At 70.7% G+C, this 24,816-nt stretch carries 22 protein-coding genes and 1 pseudogene; 12 read left to right on the top strand and 11 right to left on the bottom strand.

The features are described from left to right. Positions 1-30 precede the first annotated feature (30 nt). A complete protein-coding gene (locus M3M55_RS12850) occupies positions 31-918 on the top strand; it encodes an alpha/beta fold hydrolase (RefSeq protein WP_249009901.1) in 888 nt (295 codons plus the stop codon). A gap of 44 nt (positions 919-962) precedes the next feature. On the opposite strand, the gene M3M55_RS12845 is transcribed toward M3M55_RS12850, so the two are convergent. Together M3M55_RS12845 and M3M55_RS12840 are read right to left on the bottom strand one after the other, a co-directional pair. Then, the gene (locus tag M3M55_RS12845; protein ID WP_249009900.1) at positions 963-1,421 is read right to left on the bottom strand and encodes an Rrf2 family transcriptional regulator; all 459 of its coding nucleotides are present in this window, start codon (positions 1,419-1,421) and stop codon (positions 963-965) included. Positions 1,422-1,498: 77 nt separating this feature from the next. Further along, the gene (locus M3M55_RS12840; RefSeq protein ID WP_249009899.1) at positions 1,499-2,542 is read right to left on the bottom strand and encodes a CoA ester lyase; all 1,044 of its coding nucleotides are present in this window, start codon (positions 2,540-2,542) and stop codon (positions 1,499-1,501) included. A 259-nt stretch (positions 2,543-2,801) separates the two neighbouring features. Between M3M55_RS12840 and M3M55_RS12835 the strand changes: the two genes are divergently transcribed. The 3 genes from M3M55_RS12835 to M3M55_RS12825 are packed head-to-tail and all read left to right on the top strand — an operon-like array spanning position 2,802 to position 6,056. Then, positions 2,802-3,305 carry a MaoC family dehydratase gene (locus M3M55_RS12835; RefSeq protein ID WP_249009898.1) on the top strand — a complete coding sequence of 168 codons (504 nt, stop codon included), beginning with the start codon at positions 2,802-2,804 and terminating at the stop codon, positions 3,303-3,305. Positions 3,306-3,318: 13 nt separating this feature from the next. After that, positions 3,319-5,136, top strand: coding sequence for a phosphoenolpyruvate carboxykinase (GTP) (locus M3M55_RS12830; protein ID WP_249009897.1), 1,818 nt, complete (start codon positions 3,319-3,321; stop codon positions 5,134-5,136). 53 nt (positions 5,137-5,189) lie between these two features. Next, positions 5,190-6,056: a hypothetical protein gene (locus M3M55_RS12825; protein ID WP_249009896.1), complete on the top strand. Its 867-nt coding sequence runs from the start codon at positions 5,190-5,192 to the stop codon at positions 6,054-6,056. Here the strand turns inward: M3M55_RS12825 and M3M55_RS12820 are convergent. Next, complete coding sequence (locus M3M55_RS12820; protein ID WP_249009895.1) at positions 5,998-6,561, bottom strand: hypothetical protein; 564 nt, start codon at positions 6,559-6,561, stop codon at positions 5,998-6,000. The two genes, M3M55_RS12825 and M3M55_RS12820, sit on opposite strands and share 59 nt — an antisense overlap. A gap of 46 nt (positions 6,562-6,607) precedes the next feature. Then, positions 6,608-8,428 (bottom strand): cytochrome c biogenesis protein CcdA, encoded by a 1,821-nt coding sequence (locus M3M55_RS12815; RefSeq protein WP_249009894.1) that lies wholly within the window; start codon positions 8,426-8,428, stop codon positions 6,608-6,610. 98 nt (positions 8,429-8,526) lie between these two features. Between M3M55_RS12815 and M3M55_RS12810 the strand changes: the two genes are divergently transcribed. After that, a complete protein-coding gene (locus M3M55_RS12810) occupies positions 8,527-8,943 on the top strand; it encodes a hypothetical protein (RefSeq protein ID WP_249009893.1) in 417 nt (138 codons plus the stop codon). Positions 8,944-8,951: 8 nt separating this feature from the next. Here the strand turns inward: M3M55_RS12810 and M3M55_RS12805 are convergent, their stop codons facing one another. Then, the gene (locus M3M55_RS12805; RefSeq protein ID WP_249009892.1) at positions 8,952-9,932 is read right to left on the bottom strand and encodes an ArgK/MeaB family GTPase; all 981 of its coding nucleotides are present in this window, start codon (positions 9,930-9,932) and stop codon (positions 8,952-8,954) included. Beyond that, positions 9,929-11,929 carry a protein meaA gene (locus M3M55_RS12800; protein ID WP_249009891.1) on the bottom strand — a complete coding sequence of 667 codons (2,001 nt, stop codon included), beginning with the start codon at positions 11,927-11,929 and terminating at the stop codon, positions 9,929-9,931. The genes M3M55_RS12805 and M3M55_RS12800 overlap by 4 nt, the downstream gene beginning before the upstream one ends. A gap of 90 nt (positions 11,930-12,019) precedes the next feature. Here M3M55_RS12800 and M3M55_RS12795 point away from each other — a divergent pair, with 90 nt between their 5' ends. The 5 genes from M3M55_RS12795 to M3M55_RS12775 all read left to right on the top strand — a co-directional run bounded on the left by M3M55_RS12795 (position 12,020) and on the right by M3M55_RS12775 (position 16,269). Continuing rightward, a complete protein-coding gene (locus tag M3M55_RS12795) occupies positions 12,020-12,880 on the top strand; it encodes an MBL fold metallo-hydrolase (protein ID WP_249009890.1) in 861 nt (286 codons plus the stop codon). A 14-nt stretch (positions 12,881-12,894) separates the two neighbouring features. Continuing rightward, positions 12,895-13,185 carry an ATP-dependent Clp protease adaptor ClpS gene (locus tag M3M55_RS12790; protein ID WP_249009889.1) on the top strand — a complete coding sequence of 97 codons (291 nt, stop codon included), beginning with the start codon at positions 12,895-12,897 and terminating at the stop codon, positions 13,183-13,185. A gap of 132 nt (positions 13,186-13,317) precedes the next feature. Then, a complete protein-coding gene (locus tag M3M55_RS12785; RefSeq protein ID WP_249009888.1) occupies positions 13,318-14,247 on the top strand; it encodes a hypothetical protein in 930 nt (309 codons plus the stop codon). Between the two features lie 28 nt (positions 14,248-14,275). Then, positions 14,276-15,697, top strand: coding sequence for an RNA polymerase sigma factor (locus tag M3M55_RS12780; RefSeq protein ID WP_249009887.1), 1,422 nt, complete (start codon positions 14,276-14,278; stop codon positions 15,695-15,697). 179 nt (positions 15,698-15,876) lie between these two features. Beyond that, positions 15,877-16,269, top strand: a complete 393-nt coding sequence (locus M3M55_RS12775) for a hypothetical protein (protein ID WP_249009886.1) — start codon at positions 15,877-15,879, stop codon at positions 16,267-16,269. Positions 16,270-16,343: 74 nt separating this feature from the next. Here the strand turns inward: M3M55_RS12775 and M3M55_RS12770 are convergent, their stop codons facing one another. The 4 genes from M3M55_RS12770 to M3M55_RS12755 form a co-directional block, all read right to left on the bottom strand. After that, positions 16,344-17,441 carry an acyl-CoA desaturase gene (locus tag M3M55_RS12770; protein ID WP_249009885.1) on the bottom strand — a complete coding sequence of 366 codons (1,098 nt, stop codon included), beginning with the start codon at positions 17,439-17,441 and terminating at the stop codon, positions 16,344-16,346. Between the two features lie 100 nt (positions 17,442-17,541). Then, a complete protein-coding gene (locus M3M55_RS12765) occupies positions 17,542-17,892 on the bottom strand; it encodes a hypothetical protein (RefSeq protein WP_249009884.1) in 351 nt (116 codons plus the stop codon). Positions 17,893-17,894: 2 nt separating this feature from the next. Next, on the bottom strand, positions 17,895-19,139 hold the full coding sequence (gene ccrA / locus M3M55_RS12760; RefSeq protein ID WP_249009883.1) for a crotonyl-CoA carboxylase/reductase: 1,245 nt from the start codon (positions 19,137-19,139) through the stop codon (positions 17,895-17,897). An 82-nt stretch (positions 19,140-19,221) separates the two neighbouring features. Next, positions 19,222-19,671, bottom strand: coding sequence for a hypothetical protein (locus M3M55_RS12755; RefSeq protein ID WP_249009882.1), 450 nt, complete (start codon positions 19,669-19,671; stop codon positions 19,222-19,224). Positions 19,672-19,787: 116 nt separating this feature from the next. On the opposite strand from M3M55_RS12755, the pseudogene M3M55_RS12750 reads away from it, so the two are divergent. After that, positions 19,788-20,291 (top strand): annotated as a pseudogene (locus tag M3M55_RS12750) (PolC-type DNA polymerase III); the annotation flags it as partial. Between the two features lie 1,235 nt (positions 20,292-21,526). Here M3M55_RS12750 and M3M55_RS12745 read toward each other — a convergent pair. After that, positions 21,527-22,486: a folate-binding protein YgfZ gene (locus M3M55_RS12745; RefSeq protein WP_249009881.1), complete on the bottom strand. Its 960-nt coding sequence runs from the start codon at positions 22,484-22,486 to the stop codon at positions 21,527-21,529. 89 nt (positions 22,487-22,575) lie between these two features. Between M3M55_RS12745 and cofH the strand changes: the two genes are divergently transcribed. Further along, on the top strand, positions 22,576-24,798 hold the full coding sequence (gene cofH / locus M3M55_RS12740; protein ID WP_249009880.1) for a 5-amino-6-(D-ribitylamino)uracil--L-tyrosine 4-hydroxyphenyl transferase CofH: 2,223 nt from the start codon (positions 22,576-22,578) through the stop codon (positions 24,796-24,798). Positions 24,799-24,816 lie beyond the last annotated feature (18 nt).

Raw genomic sequence — 24,816 nt, 5'->3', positions numbered from 1 at the left:
TCGGGGCGGGAGACTACAGTTCTGCCCCGAATGACCCAGGTCACGCTGCCCAGCGGAATCGCCCTCGAGTACGAGACCCACGGGTCCCCGGCGGATCAGCCGATCCTGATGGTGATGGGTTTCGGCACGCAGCTGATCGGCTGGCCACGCGCTTTCTGTGCCCACCTCGCTGCTCCCGGCCGGTACGTGATCAGCTTCGACAATCGCGACACCGGCCTCTCACAGAAGTTCGCGGACGCGCCCGCACCGATCGAGGCGATCATGTCTCGGGTCCTCGCCGGCGACCTCGACGGAGCCCGTGCGCTCGCGCCGTACACGTTGAGCGACATGGCTGCCGATGCGGTCGGCCTGCTCGACGCGCTCGGGCTCGAGCGTGCGCACGTGCTCGGCGCTTCGATGGGCGGGTTCATCGCCCAGACGATGGCGATCGAGCATCCGGGGCGTCTGCTCAGCCTCACGTCGATGATGTCCTCCACCGGCGAGCCCGAGTACGGTCAGGCCGCGCCTGCCTCACTCGATGCGCTGCTCGCCCCGAGCCCGACCGAGCGTGAGGCCTACATCGACTCCTCGTCCCGGTGGCTGGCCTGGCACTCGCACCGATACCCGGAGGCCGAGGAGACACGTCGGCTCGCCGCCGAGGCCTTTGACCGCGGGCTCTGCCCGGAGGGAACCCAGCGCCAGCTCGCGGCGATGCTCGCCGGCGGGTCGCGCGCGGCCGCGCTCGCCGCGCTGGCGCTGCCGACGCTCGTCCTGCACGGTCTCGACGACACGCTGATCGCCCCCTCCGGTGGGGAGCGGACCGCCGAGTTGATCCCCGGGGCCCGGCTCGTGTTGATCGCGGACATGGGCCACGATCGCCCGCGGCCCCTGTGGGACGCGATCTGTCAGCCGATCTGGGAGATCACGGCCTGTGCCTGACAGGGGGTGGCGCGGGGGGCCGTGCCCGAGGCGCAAGGTCACGCTCAGCGGGTGACCCAGGCCTCCGGGTCGCGGGCGAGGGCCTCCACCGCGTCAGGTAGGGCGCCGCTCGCGATGTCGGCGATCGTCACGACCTCGACGACCCGGCGCAGGTTCGCGCGGACCGCAATCCACACGCGGGGAAGGGCGGCGGAGGCGCCCGGGTAGGAGGAGTCCTCCGGCGGAGCGCCGCGGACGCTCGCGAGTGGACCTTCGACGGCACGGATGACCTCGGCGACCTGGATCTCCTCGGCCGGCCGGGCGAGGCGGAAGCCGCCCTCGGCGCCGCGGTGGGACCGGACGATGCCGGCGTGGCGCAGCTCGCCGAGGATGTTCTCGAGGAAGTTGAGCGGGATCTCCTGGGCGGTGGCGATCCGCTCGGCCTTGACCGGCTTGTCCTCCGTGCTCGCAGCGAGTTCGACGACGGCGCGCACGGCGTAGTCGGCTTTGGCGGAGATCCTCATCGACGGGTCAGTATGGCGGGGCGGGCCTGCGGACGCGCTTGTCGGCGCCCGCGTGCCCGCCCCTGTGCGCCCCGGGGTTAGAGCCCGTAGGCGGTCTTGAGCTCCGGGTCCTTCTCGGCCAGGAGGGTCGCAAGGTCGACGAGCACCTTGGACTGCTTCCAGGTCGCGTCGTCCTGCATCTTCCCGTCGATCATGTGGACGCCCCGTCCGTCGGGGATCGCCTCAATCACCTTCTTGGCGAAGCGGACCTCGTCAGGGTCGGGCGAGAACACCTTCTTGGCGATCCCGATCTGCACCGGATGGAGGCTCCAGGTGCCGACGCAGCCGAGCAGGAACGCGGCCCGGAACTGCGCTTCACAGGCCTCGGTGTCCTTGATGTCGCCGAAGGGACCGTAGAAGGGTAGGATGCCGTTGGCGGTGCAGGCGTCGACCATCCGCGCGATCGTGTAGTGCCACGGATCCTGCTGGGCCGTCCGGCGCTCGGCACCGTCCTCGGTGGGGTCGGCGATCGAGACGTACCCGGGGTGGCCGCCGCCGACACGGGTCGTCTTCATCCGGCGGCTCGCAGCGAGGTCGGCCGGGCCGAGGGAGATGCCCTGCATCCGGGGGGACGCCGAGGCGATCGCCTCGACGTTGACCATGCCCGAGGCCGTTTCGAGGATCGCGTGCAGGAGAATCGGACGGGTCACCCCGGCCTTGGCCTCAAGCTGGGCGACGAGCCGATCGACGTAGTGGATGTCCTGGGCGCCCTCCACCTTCGGGATCATGATCACGTCGAGCTTGTTCCCGATCCGCGTGACGAGCTCGGTGAGGTCGTCGAGCACCCACGGCGACTCGAGGCTGTTGATCCGGGTCCACAGCTGCGTGTCGCCAAGATCGACCTCCGAGCCAACCTTGATCAGTCCCTCCCGGGCGGCGACCTTGTCATCGACGGACACGGCGTCCTCGAGGTTGCCCAGGAGGATGTCGACCGTCGGCGCGATCTCGGGCACCTTGGCGACCATTTTCTCGTTCGCGAAGTTGAGAAAGTGGATCATCCGGGAGGGCCGGAAGGGAATCTCGCGCACCGGATCGGGGGCCCCGATCGCGAGCGGCTGGAAGAAGTCACGGGGGTTGCGCACTGCGGATCTCCTCAAATCGTCTGAGACGGAAACGGCCTCGGGGAGGCGGTTCTCGGGATAGGGCCGGGACGGTAGCGGCCACGGGGCGTTGGCGGGCGCCACCTCATCGTCGCCGACGGTCGGGTAGCATCCGCCCAGGCGCGGAGAGGAGGCGTCAGGAGACCCCCCGTTCGCCTCCGCTTGCGGAGGGGTATTTAACGGCTCGGGTACCTGGTGTTCCCGAGCTTGCCCCTTTGGCGATACCACCCAGGAGACGTGAATGAGTTCAGTTGAGACGGACCAGGTCGCGCGCGAGGCGACCGGTGCTCATCCTTACGGACGGTACCTCGAGGAGTTCGAGGTCGGGGCCGTCTACAAGCACTGGCCGGCCAAGACGGTCACGGAGGCGGACGACCACCTGTTCTGCCTGATCACGATGAACCATCATCCGCTGCACATCAACGATGTGTATGCGTCCGGCGCCCAGCAGGGCCGCAACGTCGTCGTCGGTCCGTACGTGTACTCGCTCGCGCTCGGCATGAGCGTCTCGGACATCAGCGGCAAGGCGATCGCCAACCTTGCGACCGAGGGGTTGTCGCACCCCAACCCCGTCTTCCACGGGGACACACTGTATGCCGAGACCGAGGTGCTGGAGGTTCGCCCGTCCAACTCCAAGCCCGATCGGGGAATCGTCAAGGTGCACACCCGCGTCCTCAACCAGGACGGTGTGCTCGTTGCCGAGTTCAAGCGGCTCGTGCTCGTCCCCAAGAAGCCGACCGCTTAGGAGAAGGTCCGCCATGTCCCATACCACCGAGCCGGCTCAGGCCACCACCGCGAACGTCAAGTTGCGGGCCTGGGTGGAGGAGATCGCCGCGCTCACCCAAGCCGACTCCGTCCACTGGTGTGATGGTTCAGAGGCGGAGAACGAGCGGCTCCTCGCGCTGATGGTGGAGGCGGGAACGATCCAGCGGCTCTCTGAGGAGCGGCGGCCGAACTCCTATCTCGCGCTGTCGGATCCGGCGGACGTCGCCCGGGTCGAGGACCGCACGTTCATCTGCTCGGAAGCGGAGATCGACGCTGGGCCGACCAACCACTGGGTCGACCCGGCGGAGATGCGCCGCACGCTCAACGGCCTCTTCACCGGCTCGATGCGCGGGCGCACGATGTACGTCGTGCCCTTCAGCATGGGCCCGCTCGGATCGCCGATCTCCTATGTCGGCGTCGAGCTCACCGACTCGCCCTACGTCGTCACCTCGATGCGGATCATGGCCCGGATGGGCCAGGCGGCCCTCGACGTGCTCGGACCCGACGGCGACTTCGTCCCCTGCGTCCACTCCGTCGGAGCGCCCCTGGCCCCAGGGGTGCCCGACGTTCCCTGGCCGTGTAACGCCGAGAACAAGTACATCGTCCACTTCCCCGAGACACGGGAGATCTGGTCTTACGGGTCGGGCTATGGCGGCAATGCCCTGCTCGGCAAGAAGTGCTTCGCCCTGCGCATCGCCTCGGTGATGGCCCACGACGAGGGCTGGCTGGCCGAGCACATGCTCATCCTCAAGCTGACCAACCCGTCCGGCGAGTCGAAGTTCCTCGCTGCCGCGTTCCCGTCCGCGTGTGGCAAGACGAACCTCGCGATGATGGTCCCGACGCTGCCGGGGTGGAAGGTGGAGACGATCGGGGATGACATCGCCTGGATGAAGTTCGGCGCCGACGGCCGCCTGTACGCGGTCAACCCGGAGGCGGGGTTCTTCGGGGTCGCTCCCGGTACGAGCCCGGACACGAACCCGAACGCGCTGCACACCGTCGATTCGGACACGATCTTCACGAACTGTGCGCTCACCGACGACGGCGACGTCTGGTGGGAGGGGCTGACCGAGGACGCTCCGGCCCACCTCACCGACTGGGAGGGGGCTGACTGGACCCCGGCCGCGGACCGGCCGGCGGCCCACCCGAACGCGCGCTTCACCGCTCCGGCGGCTCGCTGCCCGTCGATCGCTCCCGAGTGGGAGGACCCTGCCGGGGTTCCGATCGACGCGTTCCTGTTCGGCGGTCGCCGGCGGACGGTCGTCCCGCTCGTGCACGAGTGCCGGGACTGGCGCCACGGCACGTTCGTCGGCTCGATCATGAGTTCGGAGACGACGGCCGCCCAGGCCGGCGCGGTCGGCGCCCTCCGGTTCGATTCGATGGCGATGCTGCCGTTCTGCGGCTACCACATGGGCGACTACTTCGACCACTGGCTCCGGATCGGCGAGACCCCCGGCGCGAAGCTGCCGAAGATCTTCTACGTCAACTGGTTCCGGCGGGATGCCGAGGGCCGGTTCCTGTGGCCCGGGTTCGGGGAGAACAGTCGGGTGCTCGCCTGGATCTTCGGACGGGTTGCGGGTACCGCGGCCGCTCTGCAGAGCCCCATCGGCCTGCTGCCCCCGCTCGGTGAGGGCGGGATCGACACGACCGGACTTGAGGTCTCAGACGCCGACATGGCCACCCTGCTCGCCGTCGACACGGACGGCTGGCGCGACGCGATCGGCCAGATCCGCGACTACTACGCGACGTTCGGTGAGAAGCTCCCGGCCGAGCTGACCGCCGAGCTTGACGCGCTCGAACGGCGTCTGTCCTGAGCGGTTCGCGGGGCTCTCGCCTCGCTCTCATCTTGGACGTCTAGGCTCGCGGTATGGCCCTGGGTCTGATCCCCTCCGACGCCGCGCTGCTGTGTGTCCAGGCCGGTGTCGTCGCCGCCCCGCGAGCCCTGCCGCCGCGGGTCCAGACGGGCTTGCGGCGCTTCCGGGGTCGCGGCTGGGCGGCGATTCCGGTCGCCTCGATCGTCGGGGTGATCTTCGCGATCCGCTACGCCTCCGCGACGGCGGACTGGCTCACCTGGCTCGCCCTCATCGCCGTGCCGCTGCTGGCGATCGCGGCCCTCGGATGGCTGATGCACGGCGCTCGGCCGTGGCTTGCCCTGCTTGTGCCGATCCTGTTCCTGCTCGCCTGGCGTACCCCGAGCACGCTCTGGGGGGAGGGGGCGGCCGCGCTGCTCTCGGCCCTCTCCTGCGTCACGCTCGGGGTCCTGCTCGGTGCGGTCACCCCGGCGGGCTGGCTCAAGCTCGGCGTGATCGCGATGGCTGCCGCCGACGTCTGGCTCGTCGGGACGAACCTGCTGCAGGCCCCGAACGGCGTCCTCGCCGCCGCCGCCCCCGGCGGCGGGCTGCCCCAGCTCCAGTCCGAGCAGTTCGGGACGATCTCCCTCGGCTACGGGGACCTGTTCGTCGCCGGCCTGCTCGGCGCCGTGTGGTCGGCCCGGCCGGTCCTGCAGAGGCGGGCGGCGCTGCTCACCGTGCTCATCGCCGCGGTCTTCGACCTGCTCTTCCTCGTGGTCAACGAGCTGCCCGCGACCGTTCCCGTTGCGCTCGCGCTGGTCGGGATCGAGTGGTGGAGCCACCGGCGGGCCGCCCCGGAGCGCCGCGCGGGGCGGCCCAGCCGGGTCAGTGGGCGTCGCGGCCGGTGGACGCCGGCGGCCGAGACTCCTCCGCCAGGCTCGTGACGACGAGCTGGCCGCGGGCAGCCTCCTCGAGCACCTCCGTCGCCTCCTCCTGAGAGCGGGCGTACAGTTCGACGAGGAGGTGGACGACGATCTGCTCCTCCTCGTGCTTGTGGAAGCGGACGTGGGTGAAGAACTCACGGGTGCCGTGATCACCGAAGGCGGCGTAGGAGAGGGAGTCCCCGGCCCCTTCCCCGGAACACTGCTCGACGTCGTCGGCGTCGACGGTGACCGTGCAGGAGGCGACCCACGGGGTGCCGACGATCATCCGCTCCCAGCGGTCCTCGATCGGCTCGACCCGGCCGTGGTGGAAACCGAGGTGAGGCTGGTCGTGCATGCACTCGAGGCACTGGACGACCGCCTCCTGCATCTCATCGACGACCTCGGCGCGCTCGCCGGTGACGGGGTCAATCCGGTGGATCCCCTCGTAGTGCACCTGCACCTCGAGGTTCTGGGACCAGCAGCGGTAGCAGCGAAGCCAACTGCGCACCTCGGTTGAGCCCTCCATCGCCTGCAGTTTAGTGCGCGCCGGCACGGTTCACGGCGACAGGCGCCTATCCGAAGGTGAAGTCGTAGGCGTGCACGCCGCCGGGGAGCTGCACGGTGATCGTGAACAGGCCGTCCCGGGGGAGCCGGACAAGGTTGTAGAGGGTCTCCTGGCGGACGGTGAAGTACCCGCCGGGACCGACGGCGCTGCCCGCCTCCGCCGCCCGCACGGGCGCACCGTTGACGAGCACCCGGCCGCGGCGGGGGACGTTGTTGTTCGAGGTCATCACGAGGTAGACGTTGGCTGCCTGGACCCGTCCGCTGATGCTCGCCCCCGGCGCAGCCGGCGTGATCGACCCTTCGCTGTTGGAGTGGGCGGGCTGCTCGGCGCTCCAGCGACCGTTGAGGGCCCACTGGTCGAGTGACAGGCTTCCGGTCGGGGTCCGGTAGGTGTGGGTGCCCGACTCGATCGGTTGGAGGAAGCCCTGGTCGCGGATCGGGTTGAGGTAGGTCTCCGGGGTTGCCAGGGCGCGGGAGGGGATGATCGCGCGGGCGGTCGTCGGAGGCGGAAGGTGATGGACGCCGGCCTCATAGAGGAGGGTCCGGACCGCCGCCTCCTCCTGGAGGTAGTTGCCCTCCCCGAACTGGGTGTGGCGCACCTCTCCGTGGGCGTCGATGAGATAGTCGGCCGGCCAGTACTCGTTCCCGTACGCGTCCCAGGTGCCGTAACGGTTGTCCTGGACGACCGGGTAGGTGATCCCGTCGCTGCGGATCGCCGTCGCGACGTTGGCGGCGTTCTGCTCGAAGGTGAACTCCGGCGTCTCGACGCCGACGATGTCGAGCCCGTACCGGTGGTAGGTGCGGTAGAGACCCTCGATGAACGGCAGCGTGCGGATGCAGTTGATGCACGTGTAGGTCCAGAAGTCGACGAGCACCACGTGTCCACGTAGCCCGGTGATCGACTCGGGGCGGTTCCCCGGAGTGTTGAACCACCGTTGGGTGTCGACGAAGTTCGGTGCCCGCCCGAGCTCCCTCAGGGCCGGGGTGTGGACACCGGGAAGGCCGACGGAGGGGGGGATGTGGGCGTCGATGGCGGGGGCGTGCGCGTGCGCGGCGGCAGTGATGAACGGGGAGGTCGGACGCAGACTCGCGAGCTGATGCTGGACGGTGTGGGAGTTCTCGAGACTCTGGGTGGGGTCGAACAGGATCGCCGGCAAGGAACGCTCGTGCCGGGCGATGAACTCATCGAGCTTCGCGTCGAGGTTGAAGGCCATCGCCACTCCGGTGAGCAGGAGCACGACCCCGAGGCTGCGCTCGACGACGTGGCCGCGCGCGCGGCGGCGGATCCGGGTCAGCACCGCCCGGCCACCGAAGCCGTAGAGGAGCATCACCCCGGCGAGTCCGGTCGAGTACGCGAGCGCAACGATCACGACCTCGACCGTTGGCCCGCTCGAGGCGCTGACGGAGGTGACCGCGGCGAGGATCGGGCCGGCGCAGGGGGCGCAGACGAACCCGAGCGCGGCGCCGACGCCGAGGCCGGAGACGAACCCGGTTCCGCGGGTGCGCGGACCGAACCGGGCGAGCCGTGACAGCGGGGCCTGGATCCGCTGGGCGAGCTCGGGGATGAGCATCACGATCCCGAACAGGACGAGGATCACGACGGAGAGGTCGCGGGCGGCGCCGGAGGCGAGCCCGACGCCCTTGACGAGCTGGGCGAGCGCGACGATCGCCACCGTGAAGGCCCCGGCCAGCCCGGTGACGATGCCGAGCGGCCGTCGCCGTCCCCCCGTCGCCGACGCCGACAGCAGCGCGGGGACGACCGGCAGCACACACGGGGTGATCGCGGTGCCCGCACCGGCGATGAGGGCGAAGAGAAGGAGGATGAGCACAGTGAGCGGGGCGGACGGGGGCCTGGCCGGATCCTGAGCCGGTACTGCTCTATACGTGCCCGCCACGCTTCCGGTTCACCCTTTAGCCTTCTCAGGCGATGTCACCTCGAGCCGTTCGCTCCCGCCTCCGCACCGGCCTTGTCGTGCCCCTCCTCACCGTCCTGATCGCCGGCTGCGGGACGAGCCAGACGAGCCTCGTGCGGGCGAAGGTGGCCCAGTTCGCCGGCGCTGTGCACGACCACGACTACACGACGATCTGCCGCCAGGTCCTCGCTCCCCAGCTGCTCGTCGACATCGCCGCCGGCGGGGTCGCCTGCCCGGCGGCGATGCGGATCGGCCTCGGGCGCGTCCACGGCGCCCGGCTCGTGATCGGCCGCATCACCGTCACCGGCGCCCGGGCTCGGGTGCTCACCCTCACCCAGGCCAGAGCGGAGGCCTCGGCGATCACCACGCTCGTGCTCACGCGCACCCGGGCGGGCTGGCGGATCGCCTCCCTCGGCACCGTCGCCGGCTGAGTTGCGGGTCACGGGCGGCGGGCACGGGCGCCTGCTGCGGCCCGCTCGAGCTCGGCGGTGAGACTGGCGACGTCCCGTCCCGCGTCGGCGTCGGCGAGCTGTGCCTCGGCGGCCCGGCGGCCGCCGAGGGCGCGCAGACCGGCGGCGCCGTGCTCCTCGATGAAGTCCGCGAGCGCATGGGCGCGGCGGGCACGGAGACGGCGTGCGGCAAGGTCAAGGCTGTCGCGGTGGGCGTCGAGGGCCCCGATCAGCTTGTCGATTCCGGTGGCAGGCGGGATCGAGGAGACGGCGATCACCTGGGTGCCGGTCGCGCCGACCGACCGGAGGGCGGCGTGGAGGTCGGCCATCGCCCGCTGGGCGACCCGGCCCAGGTCGGCCTTGGTGACGACGAGGACGTCCGGGGTCTCCATGATCCCGGCCTTGAGGAACTGCAGGACGTCCCCGGAGCCGGGCTGGACGACGACGGCGACCGTGTCGGCGACCTCGGCGACCTCCGTCTCGGACTGGCCGACTCCGACCGTCTCGATCACGACGACATCAAAGGCGACCGCGAGCACGCTCGCCGCCGCCCGGGTCGCGGGGGCGAGGCCGCCGAGGCGCTCACCCGCCGCGGTTGAACGGATGAACACCTGCCGGTCCGCCGGGTCATGGCGGATCCGCGCCCGATCCCCGAGCAGGCTGCCGCCGCTGCGTTTGGAGCTGGGGTCGACGGCGAGGATCGCCACGCTCTGGCCGCGGGCCCGGTAGCCCGCGGCCAGCTCAGAGAGCAGGGTCGACTTACCGACCCCGGGCGGTCCGGTGACGCCGATCACCTGCCCGGGGGCCTCGCGGCCGAGGCGGGTGGGGGAGAGGGCGCCGAGTAGCTCAGCGGCCGCGGCGCGGGCGGCCGGCGTCGTCGTCTCGAGCAGGTTGAGGACCGCCGGGGCGGCCGTCAGGTCGCCGTCGAGCAGTCGCCGGGCGAGCGCGGCGGCCGGACCGGGTCCGCTCACACCGGGCTGGCGTGACGCTCGGCGACGAGGCCGATCAGGTCGCGCATCATCTGGTTGAGATCCCAGTCCTTGGGGGTGTAGACCGCCGCGACGCCGGCGGCGCGGAGAGCCGCCGCGTCCGCCTCCGGGATGATCCCGCCACAGACGACCGGGACGTCACCGGCGCCCGCCTGGGCCAGGGCGTCGAGGACGGAGGGGATCAGCTCGGCGTGGGACCCCGACAGGATCGACAGGCCGATCACGTGGACCCCCTCCTGGACTGCGGAGGCGGCGATCTGAGCGGGGGTGAGCCGGATCCCCTCATAGACGACGTCCATGCCGACGTCGCGGGCCCGGACGGCGATCTGCTCGGCACCGTTGGAGTGGCCGTCGAGGCCGGGTTTGCCGACGAGGAACTTGATCCGGCGGCCGAGCTGCTCAGAGACACGCTCCACCTCCTCACGGAGGGCGGACAGGTCCTCGCCGGGGACGGCGACGGCCTCCCCAACGCCGGTCGGGGCTCGGTACTCACCGAACACGTCACGGAGGGTCTCAGACCACTCGCCGGTCGTCACCCCGGCGCGGGCGGCGGCGATCGAGGCGTCCATGATGTTCGCGTTCGGATCGTTGGCCGCCGCGGCGAGCGCGTCGAGAGCCCTGGTGACCGCGGCGGCGTCCCGGCCGGCCTTCCATTCGTCGAGCGCGGCACGGCGTTCGGCCTCCACAGCCGGGTCGACGGTCATGATCCCGCCGTCGTTGCCGGCCGTCAGGGGGCTCGGCTCGGTGCTCTCGTAACGGTTCATCCCGACGACGGTCAGCTCCCCGGACTCGATCCGCCGCCAGCGGGCCCGGTGACTCTCGACGAGTGCAGCCTTCATGTAATCGACCGCCTCGACGGCTCCGCCGAGCTCGGCGACCCGGGCCATCTCCGCCTCCGCGCCGGCTTTCAGTTCGGCGACGAGGCCGTCCATCACGACCGACCCTTCGAAGATGTCCGGGTACTCGAGCAGGTCGGTCTCGAAGGCGAGGATCTGTTGGAGGCGCAGCGACCACTGCTGGTCCCACGGCCGGGGGAGGCCGAGCGCCTCATTCCAGGCCGGCAGCTGCAGCGCCCTGGCGCGGGCATTACGGCCGAGGGTGACCGCCAGCGCCTCGAGGGTGATCCGGTAGACGTTGTTCTCCGGTTGGGCTTCGGTGAGCCCGAGGGAGTTGACCTGGACGCCGTAGCGGAAGCGCAGCTGCTTGGCATCGCTCACCCCGTAGCGGTCGCGACCGATCTGCTCCCAGATCGCGCTCATCGCCCGCAGCTTCGCGTGCTCCTCGACGAACCGCACGCCGGCGTTGACGAAGAAGGAGATGCGGCCGAAGACGTCGCCCATCAGGTCCGCGGCCCGGTCGCCGAGGCGCTCGCGGACGGCGTCGAGGACCGCGATCGCGTTGGACATGCTGTAGGCGATCTCCTGGACCGGGGTCGCGCCCGCCTCCTGCAGGTGGTAGGAGCAGATGTTGATCGGGTTCCACTTGGGAACCTCGACGACCGTGTAGGCGATCATGTCGGCGATCAGACGCAGCGACGGGCCGGGCGGGAAGGCGTAGGTACCGCGGCTGAGGTACTCCTTGAGGATGTCGTTCTGGGTCGTGCCCGACAGGAGGGCGGGGGCGACACCCTGCTCCTCCGCGGCGACGATGTAGAGCGACAGCAGCCACGCCGCCGTCGCGTTGATCGTCATTGACGTGTTCATCTGATCGAGCGGGATCTGCTCGACGAGGGTCTCCATGTCCCCGCGGTGGGCGACCGAGACGCCAACCTTGCCGACCTCGCCGCGGGCGAGCTCGTGATCGGGGTCATAGCCGGTCTGGGTCGGCAGGTCGAAAGCGATCGAGAGGCCCGTCTGGCCCTTGGCGAGGTTGCGGCGGTACAGCTCGTTGGAGCGGCGCGCGTCCGAGTGACCGGCGTAGGTCCGCATCACCCACGGGCGCTCGCGCTCGGGCAGGCGGTGGTCGGAGGAGTCCGTCATCGGGCAAATGTATCTGACCGTCCCGGCCCGACGGGCGGTGCGTGGGGGAGGTGGCGTCCGGCCGGGGCGCTGCGGTAGCCTCCAGCGCCGATGTCTGCCACCGCCCGTGCGATCGACGTCCTCCAGCTCGGGGCGCAGCGGGCGATCTGCTGCTGGCAGGCCGGTGAGTTGCTGATCGACCCAGGCCCTGCCTCGACGCTGCCGAACGTCCTCGCCGCCCTCGACGGGATGGTGCCCCGAGCGGTGCTGCTCACCCACATCCACCTCGACCACGCCGCCGCGACCGGCACGCTCGCGCGGATGTACCCGGAGCTCGAGGTCTACGTTCACGAGCGTGGGGCCCGTCACATGATCGACCCGAGCCGGCTGCTGGCTTCGGCCACTCGCATCTACGGGGACCGGATGGAGATGCTGTGGGGCACCTTCGAGCCGGTCCCCGCCGACCGCGTGCACACCCTCGCCGGCGGCGAGCGCCTCGACTTCGGCGACAGCGGCGCGTTCGAGGTTCTCTATACGCCGGGGCATGCCGTCCACCACGTCAGCTTCCTCAGCGAGGACGGCGGCGCCTACGTCGGGGACGTCGCGGGCACGCGTGCCCCCGGCTCGGCGGTCGTCCTCCCGCCGACCCCGCCACCGGACATCCATCCGCCCGATTGGCAGGCCTCGATCAGCGCCCTCCTCGCCTGCGCCCCGGAGCGGTTGCATTACACCCACTACGGAGTGGCCAACGACCCCGAGGCCCACCTGCGTCAGCTGTCCGAGCGGCTCGAGCGCTGGTCGGCCGCGGCCGCCGCCCACGACATCGATGGCTGGGCGGCGATCGCCCGGGCCGACATGATCAGCGCGGGCGCGGCTCCCGGCGAGCTCGAATACCAGCTCGGAGAGGGCGGCCGGGAGGCCAACTACGGCGGTCTGCGCCGCTACTGGGACACTCGCCCGTCTGCCGGGTAAGCTGAGAGACGCAGATGCCGCTGATGATCGAGGAACTCCCCGTCCTGGGGCGTCCCGGCAGTGGTCTCGGGGGGTCCTGGAACGTCGTCGTCCTCAACGACGATCACAACAGCTTCGACCATGTCGCCGAGACGCTCGCCCGGACGATCCCCGGGATGACACTCGCCGACGGGTACCGGACGGCCGACCGGATTCACCGCCGCGGCCTGGCGATCGTCTTCAGCGGCGCGCGAGATGACGCGGAGGGCCACTGGGAGGCCCTGGCTGACGCAGGCCTCACCCTCGGGCCGCTCGAGTCCGCCTGAGCGGTCCGTGCCGCTCCAGTCGTCTTGCCGGCGGCCGTTCGGACATTCGCGTGACCTTTTACGCGGAGGACTCTCTTATCCGTTGAATCCCGCCGATAGTCACGGCAGCATCCGAATCAGAGGACTTCCACCATGACGCATCACAAGCTCATCCAGCGCACAGGTGCCTCGGCCGCCGGCATGGTCGCGGTCGCCCTGCTGAGCGTCGGACCGGCGAGCGCCGCGAGCACCCACCAGCTTCGCGGGACCGTCGTGCATCACAACATCCGCGCGCACTCGTTCGTGGTCGCCGCCCCCAACGGAACGCTGTACGCCGTTCATGCCGGCCGCCTGCCCGCACTCGGCTCGCGTGTGTCGGTTGCCGTCACACGGCTCGCCAACGGCACCTTCGCGGCTCGGCGGACCGAGGTCACCGGCCATCTGCGCCGCGGCCAGGCCGTTCGTGCCCACGGGGTGGTCAGCTACGTTGATGCCGCCACGCACACCTACACCGTCTCCGCTCGTGGCGTCTCGTTGCTCGTGCATGCCGCCGGTCGCGCTCACATGACCACGACGATGCCCACGGTCGGCTCGGTCGTGACCAGCACGGGCACGCTCGCCGCCGGCGGCATGGACGCCCAGTCCACCGACGACCAGGGCCAGAGCTCCCCGTACTTCCAGCTCGAGGGAGTCGTCCTCTCCGTCGATACGACGAACGGGACGATCACCGTGTCAGCCGACGACAACAACCTCTCCGGGACCGGGATCACCGTCAGCGTCCCGGCGCCGCTCAGCGTCGCCGTCTACCAGCCCGGCCAGGAGGTGGAGCTCCAGGTACAGGATGTCAACGGCACGTACTCCCTGCTGGGCTCCTCCAGTGACCAGGGATACCAGGGTGCCAACGATCAGGCTGACCAGCAGGACAACCAGGGCGACCAGAACAACCAGGGCGACCAGAACAACCAGGGCGACAGCAGCTCAAGCTCCAGCTCGAGCGACAGCAGCTCCAGCTCCAGCTCCAGCTCCAGCGACTCCAGCTCCGGCTCGGGTTCCAGCTCCAGCTCCGGCTCCAGCGACAGCTGACGGCCACGCTCGTTTCATCCTCAGGCATGTGAGCCCCGCACCGCGCCCCATCACCGATGTGCTGCTTCGCAGCCAGAGTGACGAGCGCCTGTGGGCTCTGGCCGGCGCCGGTCACCCACGTGCGTTCACCGTCCTCCTGCAGCGCCATATCGGCCTGCTGACGGTGATCGCGCGGTCGGTGGCCGGCCCGGGAGAGGCAGAAGACGTGATCCAAGAGGGGGCCGCGCGGGCGTGGCGAGCGCTGCAGGCGGGCGCGGAGGTCACCAACCCACGGGCGTGGCTGGCGGCGATCGTCCGTCACGCCGCGACCGAGTCAGCCTCCCGGGCGGTGCCCGGGTCCACCGATCCCGAATCCGAGGTGATCGACCCGCGCTGGGTCGAGGGCTCCGTCCACGACCGGGTCGAGGTGCGGGACCTGCTGCGGGCCATCGGTGAGCTCCCGGACAACCAGCGGCGGGTACTCGTCGCGGCCGAGTTCGATGGTGCCTCGCGGACAGAGATCGCCGCCGCGCTGCAGGTGAGCGAAGGCGCCGTCCGCCAGCTCACCCACCGCGCCCGCCTCACCCTGCGGGCGGCGATGACCGCGCTCATTCCCTTCCCCCTGCTGTCGCGAGTACTTGCCGGAGGGTCGGCATCATTGAGCTCGTCCGTCTCCCTGGAGGCGGTGAGCTCGTTCGCGGGGGGCACGGCCGTCCTCAAAGGAGGGGCGGTGCTGCTCGCGGTCGGAGCGCTCGGCGGAGGCGCGGCATTGCACGCCGTCCTCGGCGGCCCGTCCGGTCAGAAGACGGCGGCGGTTCACGCTGGCCACGGGCGTTCCGGGCATGCCCGCGGGCGGGTCGTGACTGAGGCCAGCGCCCGTGGGGGTGCGATTCCGAACGCCATCGACAATGCCGCGCGGCTCGGGCGGCGCCCCGCCGGTCCGTTCGGCCGGGCGGGTGCCGGAGGTGGATCGGGCGGGAGCCGGCCTGGGCGCGCCGCCGGGTTGGGCGCCGCCACCACGATGCCGCGGAGGATCGGTGATGGGAGCACCGCAGAGAGGTCAAACGGGGCCGCCGACGGCTCTGGAACGGATCAGAGCGCCGGCACCACCACGACGCCCAGTCATGCCGGCCCTGAGAACGGGGGAGTCTCGGGCACCGACAGCAGCTCTCAATCGACGGGCCAGGACGCGGGCGGCCAGAGCACGAGCGCCTCTGACGGCGCTCAGACACCGGTCTCGGAGGCGAGCAGCGGCGGCTCCCAGGACGGGGCGAGCACGACGACGACCCCCACAGCGACCTCCGGTTCGGACACCACGCCGACCGGCACGACAACCAGTGCGACAGTCAGCTCCACGGACACATCCACCAGCCCCGCGCCGTCGAGCACCGACGCCTCAGGCACCGCCTCCGCGCCCGGGGACGTCACCTCCAGCGCCGACAGCGGGTCCACCGGGTCAGCCGACGGTTGATCCGACGGGCCCGAGGCGCACCACCGGCGGTGTTTCTACCGGCGGTGCTCTGTTGGTATCTGGTGAAGGGGTACCCCGCTCAGGATCAAACCGACTGACTTCTGCTCTCCGTGGACGTCTGCACAAGTGAGACGGGCCGAATTTCCGCGGCCTGCATCGAAACCAAAGAGGAGTCACATATGTCCCATTCACGTCTGAGCGCCGGCGCGGCGGCCCTGGTCGCCGCCGGAGCGATCGGGGCGGCCACCGCGGCCCCGGCGATCGCCCACACACCGGTCCGCACCCACACGCTCACCCTGACGGGAACGGTTGCCAGCACCGACCCGGCGACCCACGACTTCGTGCTCGACGCGACCGGCGGCACGATGTACACGATCCACATCGGCCGGCTGCCGGTGGTCGGGGAAACCATCACGGTCACCGTCCACAAGGCCCACAAGGGGCTCTACGAGACCAACAGCTTCAAGGTTGACAAGAAGGCCGGCAAGCACCTCGGCAAGGGGCACGCCAAGCCGAAGCACGGCAAGGCGAAGGGGCACGGCAAGGCGAAGAGGCACGGCAAGTCCGCCTGAGTAGCGGACCGCCTCGGCGTCGCGTTGCGGGCGCCGGGGCGGTCTACTGCTGTACGGCGGGCACCGGGTATCGCTCAGGCGCCGACGGGGTCGGCCCCGCCGCTGGCGACGGAGTCGATCGCTGCCTGACCGGCATGGGCGGCAGCATGCTTAGCGTTCGCCGCGGCCTCTGAGGCGGCGAAACGGGCGCTCGAGGCCGCACCGGTGGCAGCGTGGCGCGCGTTCGCGGCGGCGAGCTTCGCCGACGTCGCCGCGTCCGTGGCGACGGTTCGCACCGTCGAAGCGGCGCCGGCGAGCTTGGCGGCCTGGCGCTCGGGTGAGACCCGGACGACATTCCAGATGAGGCCGAGCCGCTCGAGCAGCAGGATCATCAGGCCGGTCGGGTCGGTGAGCCGCTCCCCGAGCCGGAGACCGTGGAAGGCCGAAGTCGGGAAGGCGTGATGGTTGTGATGCCAGGACTCCCCGAGGGAGAAGGGCGCAAGCCAGAACACGTTGCGAGACTCATCTTCGACGTCGAAGCGGCGGTTGCCGAAGAAGTGGCAGACCGAGTTGATCGACCATGTGATGTGGTGGACGAGGAAGACGCGGACGAGGCCGCCCCAGACGACGCCCATCAGCGCCGCCCACCAGGTACCGGCAATGGCAAAGGCAATCAGACCGGGGAGGCCGAGGGAGAGGACGATCCAGAGCGGGAACAGGCGGTCGATCCGGCGGATCGTCGGGTCCTTGAGCAGGTCGGGCGCGTAGCGCTCCTGTTCGGCCTGGCCGACGGACTCAAACAGCCAGCCCATGTGCGCGTGCCAGAGGCCCTTGATCGCGCCGCCGAACCCGGGCCCAGCCAAGTGCGGGGAGTGCGGATCACCCTCCTGGTCGGTGAAGGTGTGGTGCTTGCGGTGGTCGGCAACCCAGGTGATCACCGAGCCCTCGAGCGCCATTGACCCGATGATCGCGAGCACGGCCCGCATCGGCGCCGAAGTCTGGAAGGACCGGTGGGTGAAGAGGCGGTGGTAGCCGAGTGTGATCCCACCCGCGGTGAGCACGTAGGAGACGAGTAGGATCGCGAGCACGAGCGGTCCGATCGCCCGGTGCCAGAGGAGCACGATGCCGAGAACGAGGGCGGCCGGGGGGAGGGCGACGCCGAGGAGGTTGGTGAACTTGTGGACGCGGGTCACGCTCTGAGTGTACAGGGGTTCACTCAGAGGTTAGGCGACCCGAAGGCCAGATTCCCCCCGGACAGCGGGGTGCCAGGAGCCCGACACCCCGCCGGCGAGACTAGGAGACGAGCTCGGTGTCGGCGCTCACGTGGGACACGGCGGGGACGTCGGCGTCAGATCCGATCTCGTCGTGCCAGACGTAGGTGATCGGGACCATGTACTTGCCGGAGTAGCGCGCGCGGAACTCGATCGCCTCCTCACCCTCCCAGTAGCGGTACCAGTCGTCCTTGGAGTTGAACCAGACCATCAGCTTCAGGTTGAAGCGGTCGTCGCGGCTGCGCTGGACCGTGTACTTGGTCGCCCCGTAGTGGAGGGAAGCGGGACCGAGCATGTCGACGATCCCGTCGGCCAGCATGTCGCCGCGGCCGAGGGTCGCGTAGAGGGGGATATGAACGACACCTGAGGCCATGCTCACGCTCCTACTTCAGCTCGAATTGCGCCGGGGCCCTGCGCGGTCTTGCCCTGGCCCTCCTCGGTCGCTCCGACGAGAATCGCGATCTTACCGAGGTGCTTGTTCTCGCGCAGGAGCTGGTGGGCCTCCGCGACCTTGTCAAAGCCGAGCACGCGCCACAGCACGGGACGGATCTTGGACTCCTCGATGAGCGCGTTCGCCTTGGTCGCCTCCCAGGCGTTGGCGAAGTGGCTGCCGATGATCTCCTTCTGGCGCATCCACAGGTAGCGCACGTCGAAGTCGAGCTGATACCCGGAGGTCGCGCCGCAGATGACGACCTTGCCGAACGGCTTGACGGTGAGCACGGAGGTCGGGAACGTCGCCTGACCGACGTGCTCGAAGACGATGTCGGGCGCCCCGCCGAGCACCTCCTCCACCGCCTGGCTGAAGCGCCGTGACTCCTTGAAGCGGGTCTTCTCCTCCTCCGGGCTCTCGCCGCCGCGGCGCATCATGCCGGAGAAGTCGTTGCGGTTGATGTAGCCGGTCGCGCCGAGCGTCTTGATCAGCTCGCCCTTCTCGTCGGAGGAGACGACGCCGACGCAGTCGGCCCCCGAGATGTGACAGAGCTGGGTGGCGAACACTCCGAGGCCGCCGGCGGCCCCCCAGATGAGGACCTTGTGCCCGGCCTGGAGCTGGACGCGGTCCATCAGCATCCGGTAGGCGGTGAAGTACGTGAGCCCGTAGGAGGCGGCGTCCTCCCAGGAGAGGTGCTTGGGCTTGGGCAACAGCTGCTGGGCCTGGACCTTGCAGAACTGGGCAAAGGACCCCCATGTCGTCTCATAGGCCCAGATCCGCTGGCTCGGCGCTGCGAGCGGGTCCAGGCCGTGCACCTCCGGATCCTCATAAGACGCCTGGTTGCAGTGGACGACGACCTCGTCCCCGACCTTCCAGCGGGTCACGCCCTCCCCGACCTTCCACACGATCCCGGACGCGTCCGAGCCGCCGATGTGGTGCTTGTAGATGGGGTGGTCCCCATAGCGGAAGACGCTGATCGGCTCCCCGAGCGCAGCCCAGACGTTGTTGAAGTTGACCCCGGCCGCCATCACGCGAACGATCACCTCGAACGCCGCCGGCTCGGGCACCTCGACCTCCTCTAGCTGGATCGCGTCGATCGGCTCGCCGAAGCGATCCTCACGGATCACCCAGGCGGCCATCGTCCGGGGAAGTTCTCCCGGTTCGGTGCTCACCGTTGCGACTGCGCTCACGTCAATGGCCACTGCGGCCCTCCTTTGCCCTTAGAGTGGCGCCGGATGGTACCGGCTGGCTGCCGAGCCGGTCCGCTCAGGCTCAGGGTTGGAGCAGGGCGTTGTCGGCGTTCGGTCGCAGGCGCCCGACGGTGAGCTCGGTGGCGGGGATCCCAGGTCCCGCGCGGAGCGTGTAGACGCCCGCGCGGGTCGGGTCGGCGGTGACCTGCGCGGCCTGGCCGGCGTCGATCCCCCCGCTCGTGGCGAGCTGTTCCCCGCCGGGGGCGGTGAGCGACAGCGCCCGCGTCCGGGCGGCCTGGTTGGTCACGAACAGGATCACCGGTCCGGCGCCGATCCGGTCGGGCGAGACCGAGACGTGCGTCCCGTCGATGTAGACGCTGAGGTCGACCGGGAGCGGAGGCCGGGGAATGTCGGCGAAGTGGCGGGCGGCGCCGCAGGCAGCGATCGTCGCCGCCGCGAGGAGGGCGGCGACAGCTGCCGGCGCCCGGCGGGGAAGGCGGGCACAGACGGAGGGGACCTGATCAGCCTGCATCAGAGCGCCACCCTAACGGGTGTGCGCGGGCGCTGCGCCGGATCGCCCCCGGGGCCTGGTCGGGGGTTCTGCACGGCGGTCTGCAGCCCGTCCGGGCCGGCGGATATCACCTGGCGATGCTCTCCCTCGACCGCCCGCTCGCCACGCTCGAGTTCGTCGCCCTCGATACCGAGACCAACGGTCTCGGCGGCGCGTCCTGTGAGCTGACGGAGGTCGGTGCGGTGATCGTCGGCGGCGGCGAGACCCATCAGAGCTGGTCCTCGCTTGTGGCGACCAACCTCCCGCTCGGCCGCGGGGTCCAGCGCTTCACGGGGATCACCCAGGCCGACATCGACGGCGCACCCAGACCCGAGATGGTGCTGCCCCAGCTCGCGGATCTGCTCACGGGGCGAGTGCTCGTCGCCCACAACGCGGCGTTTGACCGCCGCGTGCTCGCCGCCGCCTTCGGCGCGGCCGGGCTCGCCTGGCCGGACCCGCCCGCGCTGTGTACCGTCGCGCTCGCGCGGGCGCTGATGCCGCCGACCGTCACCGCCCCCTCGCGACGGCTCGCGGTGCTTGCCGACGCGTTCGGGATCGAGGTCGCCACCACCCACCGTGCCCTCGCGGACGCGGAAACCTGCGCGGCGATCTTCTGCGCGCTCTTTCGCACGCTCTGTGCCGCCGCCCCGACCCTCGCGGATGCCGTCGCGCTGATCGGACCCGGGGCGAGCCGGCGGGCTCGCCAGCCCAGTCGCCCTCACCCTCGGCCCCGGCGCCAGGCGGCGGTTGGGGCGCGGGAGATCCCGGCGCTCGACTTCACGGAGCTGCCGAGCGACCCCGGGGTGTACGTCTTCGCAAGCGAGCGGGGTGTCCCGCTGTACGTCGGCAAGTCGGTGGCGATCGCCAGTCGGGCCCGGGCCCACTTCGCGCCCTCGACGCCGCGAGCGGCGTGGACCCAGCAGGCCCGGCTGGTCGACTACCGGGCGACGGCCTCCGAACTCGGCGCTCTCATCCTCGAGAACCGTCTGATCAAGGAGCTGGCGCCCGCCGGCAACGTCGCCCGGGCCCCCCGCTCCGGGCGCGAGGGGACGCCGGTGTATCTCACCTGTCGCCTCGACATCCCCTTTCCGGTGCTCGAAGTGGCCGCCCGTCCGGCGGGCGGCCACGCGATCAACATCGGCCCGGTACGGGGTGCGGAAGCGGTCGCGGAGCTCGCGGGAGAACTCACCTCCCTGCACCAGCTGCGCCACTGTGGCCGGAGGCTGTCGCGCCGCGCCGCCCCGTCCGTCTACGGGCAGATGGGACGCTGTCTCTCACCGTGTCTCGGAGACCTCGACCCGAACCTCTATCGGCGTCGGCTCGATCAGGCCCTCGCACCGTTCCTCTGCGTCGAGGATGCCCGTCGGGGTCTGCTGGAGCTGATCGACGCCCGCATCGCCGAGGCGTCGGCGGCCAGACAGTACGAGCGTGCCGCCGCGCTCGTCCGGCGCCGGGCGCGGTGCGTGACCATCCTCGCCCGTCTCGACGGGCGGCTGGGGGCGACGCACGCGCGGCCTCTGCTGATCCTCGCCCGGCATCCCCGGGCAGTGCGGTTTGACGCGTTCTGGCTCGCCGCCGGTCGCCTCCTCGATTGGGGTGAGCTCCCCGATGAGGTGGGGGAGGTGGTCCGGCGGACCGAGCGGGTCCTCGCCCGGGCGGGCCGGCCCGGGACCGGCGCCCACGTCCCGCCGGAGGAGGTGGACGAGCTGGCGATCCTCAGTACCTACCTGAGCGCCCATCCCGAGCTTGAGCAGCTCGCGCTCGCGCCTCCCCCTGATCCGGCGGTGCTGGCGGCCTTCCTCGCCGGAGCGCGCCAACGGGCGTCCGTGGCGGCGCCTCAGCGGAAGGGCAGTTCGACCACCTCGGCGATGATGTCGCCGTCGGCCTCCAGTCGCGCTCCGACCGGCGCCTCGCGGCGGACGAAACCGAGCCCGATCGGGCCGAAGCGCGGGGAGTCGGCGGCGCTCGTGACCGTCGCGACCACCCGCCCGGCGGCACGCAGCTCCAGGCCCGGGGTGAGCGGCGCCGACGCTTTCAGCCCGCGCAGCTCCCGGTTGGGCTTGCCACGGTAGAAGAGCCGGGCGACCGTTTCCTGCCCGACGTAGCAGCCCTTGGTGAAGGAGACCGCGCGGTCATTGAGCCCGGCCTCCTGGGGGATGACGGTGTCGTCGAGGTCGGTGCCGTAACGCGGGCGGCCCGATTCGATGCGCAGGCATTCGGCGGCCGTCTCCGACACCGGTGTTGCTCCCCCGGCGCCGAGGGCGGCGGTGAGGTCGGGGACCGCCGCGGCCTCGGCGAGGAGGTCGACGCCGGCGTCGGTCCGGATGATCCGGACCTCGACGCCGGCCAGCGTGCCGAGGTGATGATCGTGCTCGGCCGGGCCCGGGGGGGTGGCACCGAGGTCGGCGAGCACCGCATCGGCCCGGGGTCCGATCAGGGACAGGAGCCCGCGCTCGAGGGTGCGACGGTGCAGCTCGACGTCGTGTCCGAGCCGGAAGCGCCACAGGGTGTTGAAGAGTTCCTGCAGGCCCGGCCGTTCGGTGTCGATGAGCAGTTCCGCGTCCGCGTCGAGGATCCGCAGATCCGCGAGCATCTTGCCCTTGTTGGTCAGCAGCGCCGCGTAGCTCCCGTGCCCGGGCACGAGGGCGGTGACGTCCTGGCTGACCTGGCCGTGCAGGAACGCCTTCGCATCCGGCCCGCTGAGGGCGAGCTTGCCGCGCTCGGAGCGATCGAGCATCCCGCAGGCCTCACGGAGGTGGCGGTCTTCGGCGGGATCGGGACGGTCGGGGGTGGGCACTTCAGAAACGATAGTGCCCGATGCCGCCCGGTCAGAGCGGCGCGGTCAGCGAAGAGCGGTGCCGCGAGCGGCCTCTAGCATTGACGGCCATGTCCCGCCGCGTGACGTTCAGCCGGAACCTGACCCTGTCCCTGTCGCGGACCTGTCGCTGCTACTGCAAGTACTGCGCCTTTGCCACCCACCAGGCGCACCTGCACGAGCCGGAGGAGGTGCTCGCCCTCCTCGACCAGGCGGTCTCCCGCCACCGGGTCAAGGAGCTGCTCGTGCTCACGGGGGAGCGGCCGGAGGTCAACTCGGGCGTCCGGGCGCGCCTGACCGAGCTCGGCTTTGACGACTTCGTCGGCTACGTCGTGTGGGTGTGTGAACAGGCGCTCTCGCGGGGACTGCTGCCGCACACGAACCTCGGAGTGCTCGCCGAGGCCGACCTGGCCCGAGTGCGCGAGGTGACCGCATCTCAGGGGCTGATGCTCGAGTCGATCAACCCGTCACTGACCGCCCACCAGGGGTCACCGACCAAGCATCCCGACGCCCGGCTGGCGACGATCCGCGCCGCCGGAGCCCTGAAGATCCCCTTCACGAGCGGGATCCTCGTCGGAATCGGTGAGTCGCGCGAGGATCGTTTCGGCGCGCTGGAGGCCCTCGCCGCCGTCCACGCCGAGTACGGGCACCTGCAGGAGATCATCATCCAGAACTTCCTGCCCCACCCCTCCTACTACGGTCAGGAACCGGCGCAGATCGCCACCGATGCGGCCGCCCGGTACTGGCGCACCGGGATCGGGGAGGGTCCGCGTGAGGCAGTTCCCGCGTGGGCGACACCGGTCGAGCTCGGCGATCTCACCGAGCTCGTGTGCTTCTGCGCGCAGACGCTGCCGGGCGTCGGGATCCAGGTTCCGCCGAACCTCAGTGACTTCTGGCCCGAGCTCGTCGCCGCCGGGGCGACCGACCTCGGTGGCCTGTCGGCCAACGGCGACCACATCAGCCCCGAGCATCCCTTCCCGAGTCCCACCCAGGTCCGCCGTCGCCTCGGCGCCGACGGGTACGCGCTGTCGGAGCGGCTGTGTGTCTACCCCGAGTACATCGACCCGGAGTGGATCGCCCCCGGCGTGCTCGACCTCATCCGCACCGACTACTGGTCCTTCATCCCCCGCCACGGCTCCGGCCGCCGGCGCACGCTCACCGTCGCCCCCGGCGTCGCCCACCGCGCGATCGCCGCCGCGGTCGCCGACCGGCCCCTGGACCGTGACGAGCTCACCGCCCTGTTCGCCGAGCGCCGGCCCGAGGTGATCGAGGACATCCGTCAAGCCGCCGACGGGCTGCGCCGCGAGTACGCCGGGGACACCGTCACCTTCGTCGTCAACCGCAACATCAACGTCTCGAACATCTGTACGGTCGGCTGCGCCTTCTGCGGCTTTGGCCAGTCGCGACGCTCCCCCGACGCCTACGAGCACAGTGAGGCGGACTTCGCCGAGCGGATCGCGGACGCCGTCGCCTTCGGCGCGACCGAGCTGTGCATCCAGTCGGGCATCCACCCCGACTGGCAGCTCGAGGACTACGCCCGCTGGCTCACCTTCGCCAAGACGACGGGACGGGCGCACGGCGTCGAGCTGCACCTCCACGCCTACAGCCCGATGGAGGTCGCCCACATGGTCGACGTCAGCGGACTGACGCCCGCCGAGGTGTTCACCCGCCTCCGCGCCGCCGGGCTCGGCTCGACCCCGGGAACCGCCGCAGAGGTGCTCGACGACGGGGTGCGCGAGCGGATCTCCCCGAACAAGCTGCCGGCGGACCGCTGGGTGGAGATCATCGAGGCGTCCCACCGCGCCGGACTGCGCTCGACCGCGACGGTGATGTTCGGCCACATCGAGGAACCCTGGGAGCTGGCCCGCCACATGGAGGTGATCCGCGGCCTCCAAAACCGCACGGGCGGCTTCACCGAGTTCGTGCCGCTGTCCTTCATCCCCTTCCAGACACTGCTGGGCCGCCGGCACGGGATCGAGGAGATCTCGATGGAGGAGAACCTCAAGCACACCGCCGTGTTCCGCCTTGCGCTCGGCTCGAGCGTGCCCAACCTGCAGGCGAGCTGGGTGAAGATGGGGCTCGCCGGCGCGACCGAGGCGCTGGGGTGGGGGGTCAACGACCTCGGCGGCACGCTGATGGAGGAGTCGATCAGTCGGATGGCCGGAGCCGACCACGGGGTCCGGCTCGATCCCGCCGACCTCATCGCCGCCGCGCACGGCGCCGGCCGCCCGGCGGCGGAGCGGACGACCCTCTATGAGATCCGCCGCCACCACCCCCTCCCGGTCGACGCATGAGCGGCTCCACCGTCGCCT

This window comes from Conexibacter sp. DBS9H8, from assembly GCF_023330685.1.
Classification (GTDB): domain Bacteria; phylum Actinomycetota; class Thermoleophilia; order Solirubrobacterales; family Solirubrobacteraceae; genus Palsa-465.
Note: the sequence above shows the minus strand (reverse complement) of the source record. Positions and strands in the feature narration are given on the sequence as shown.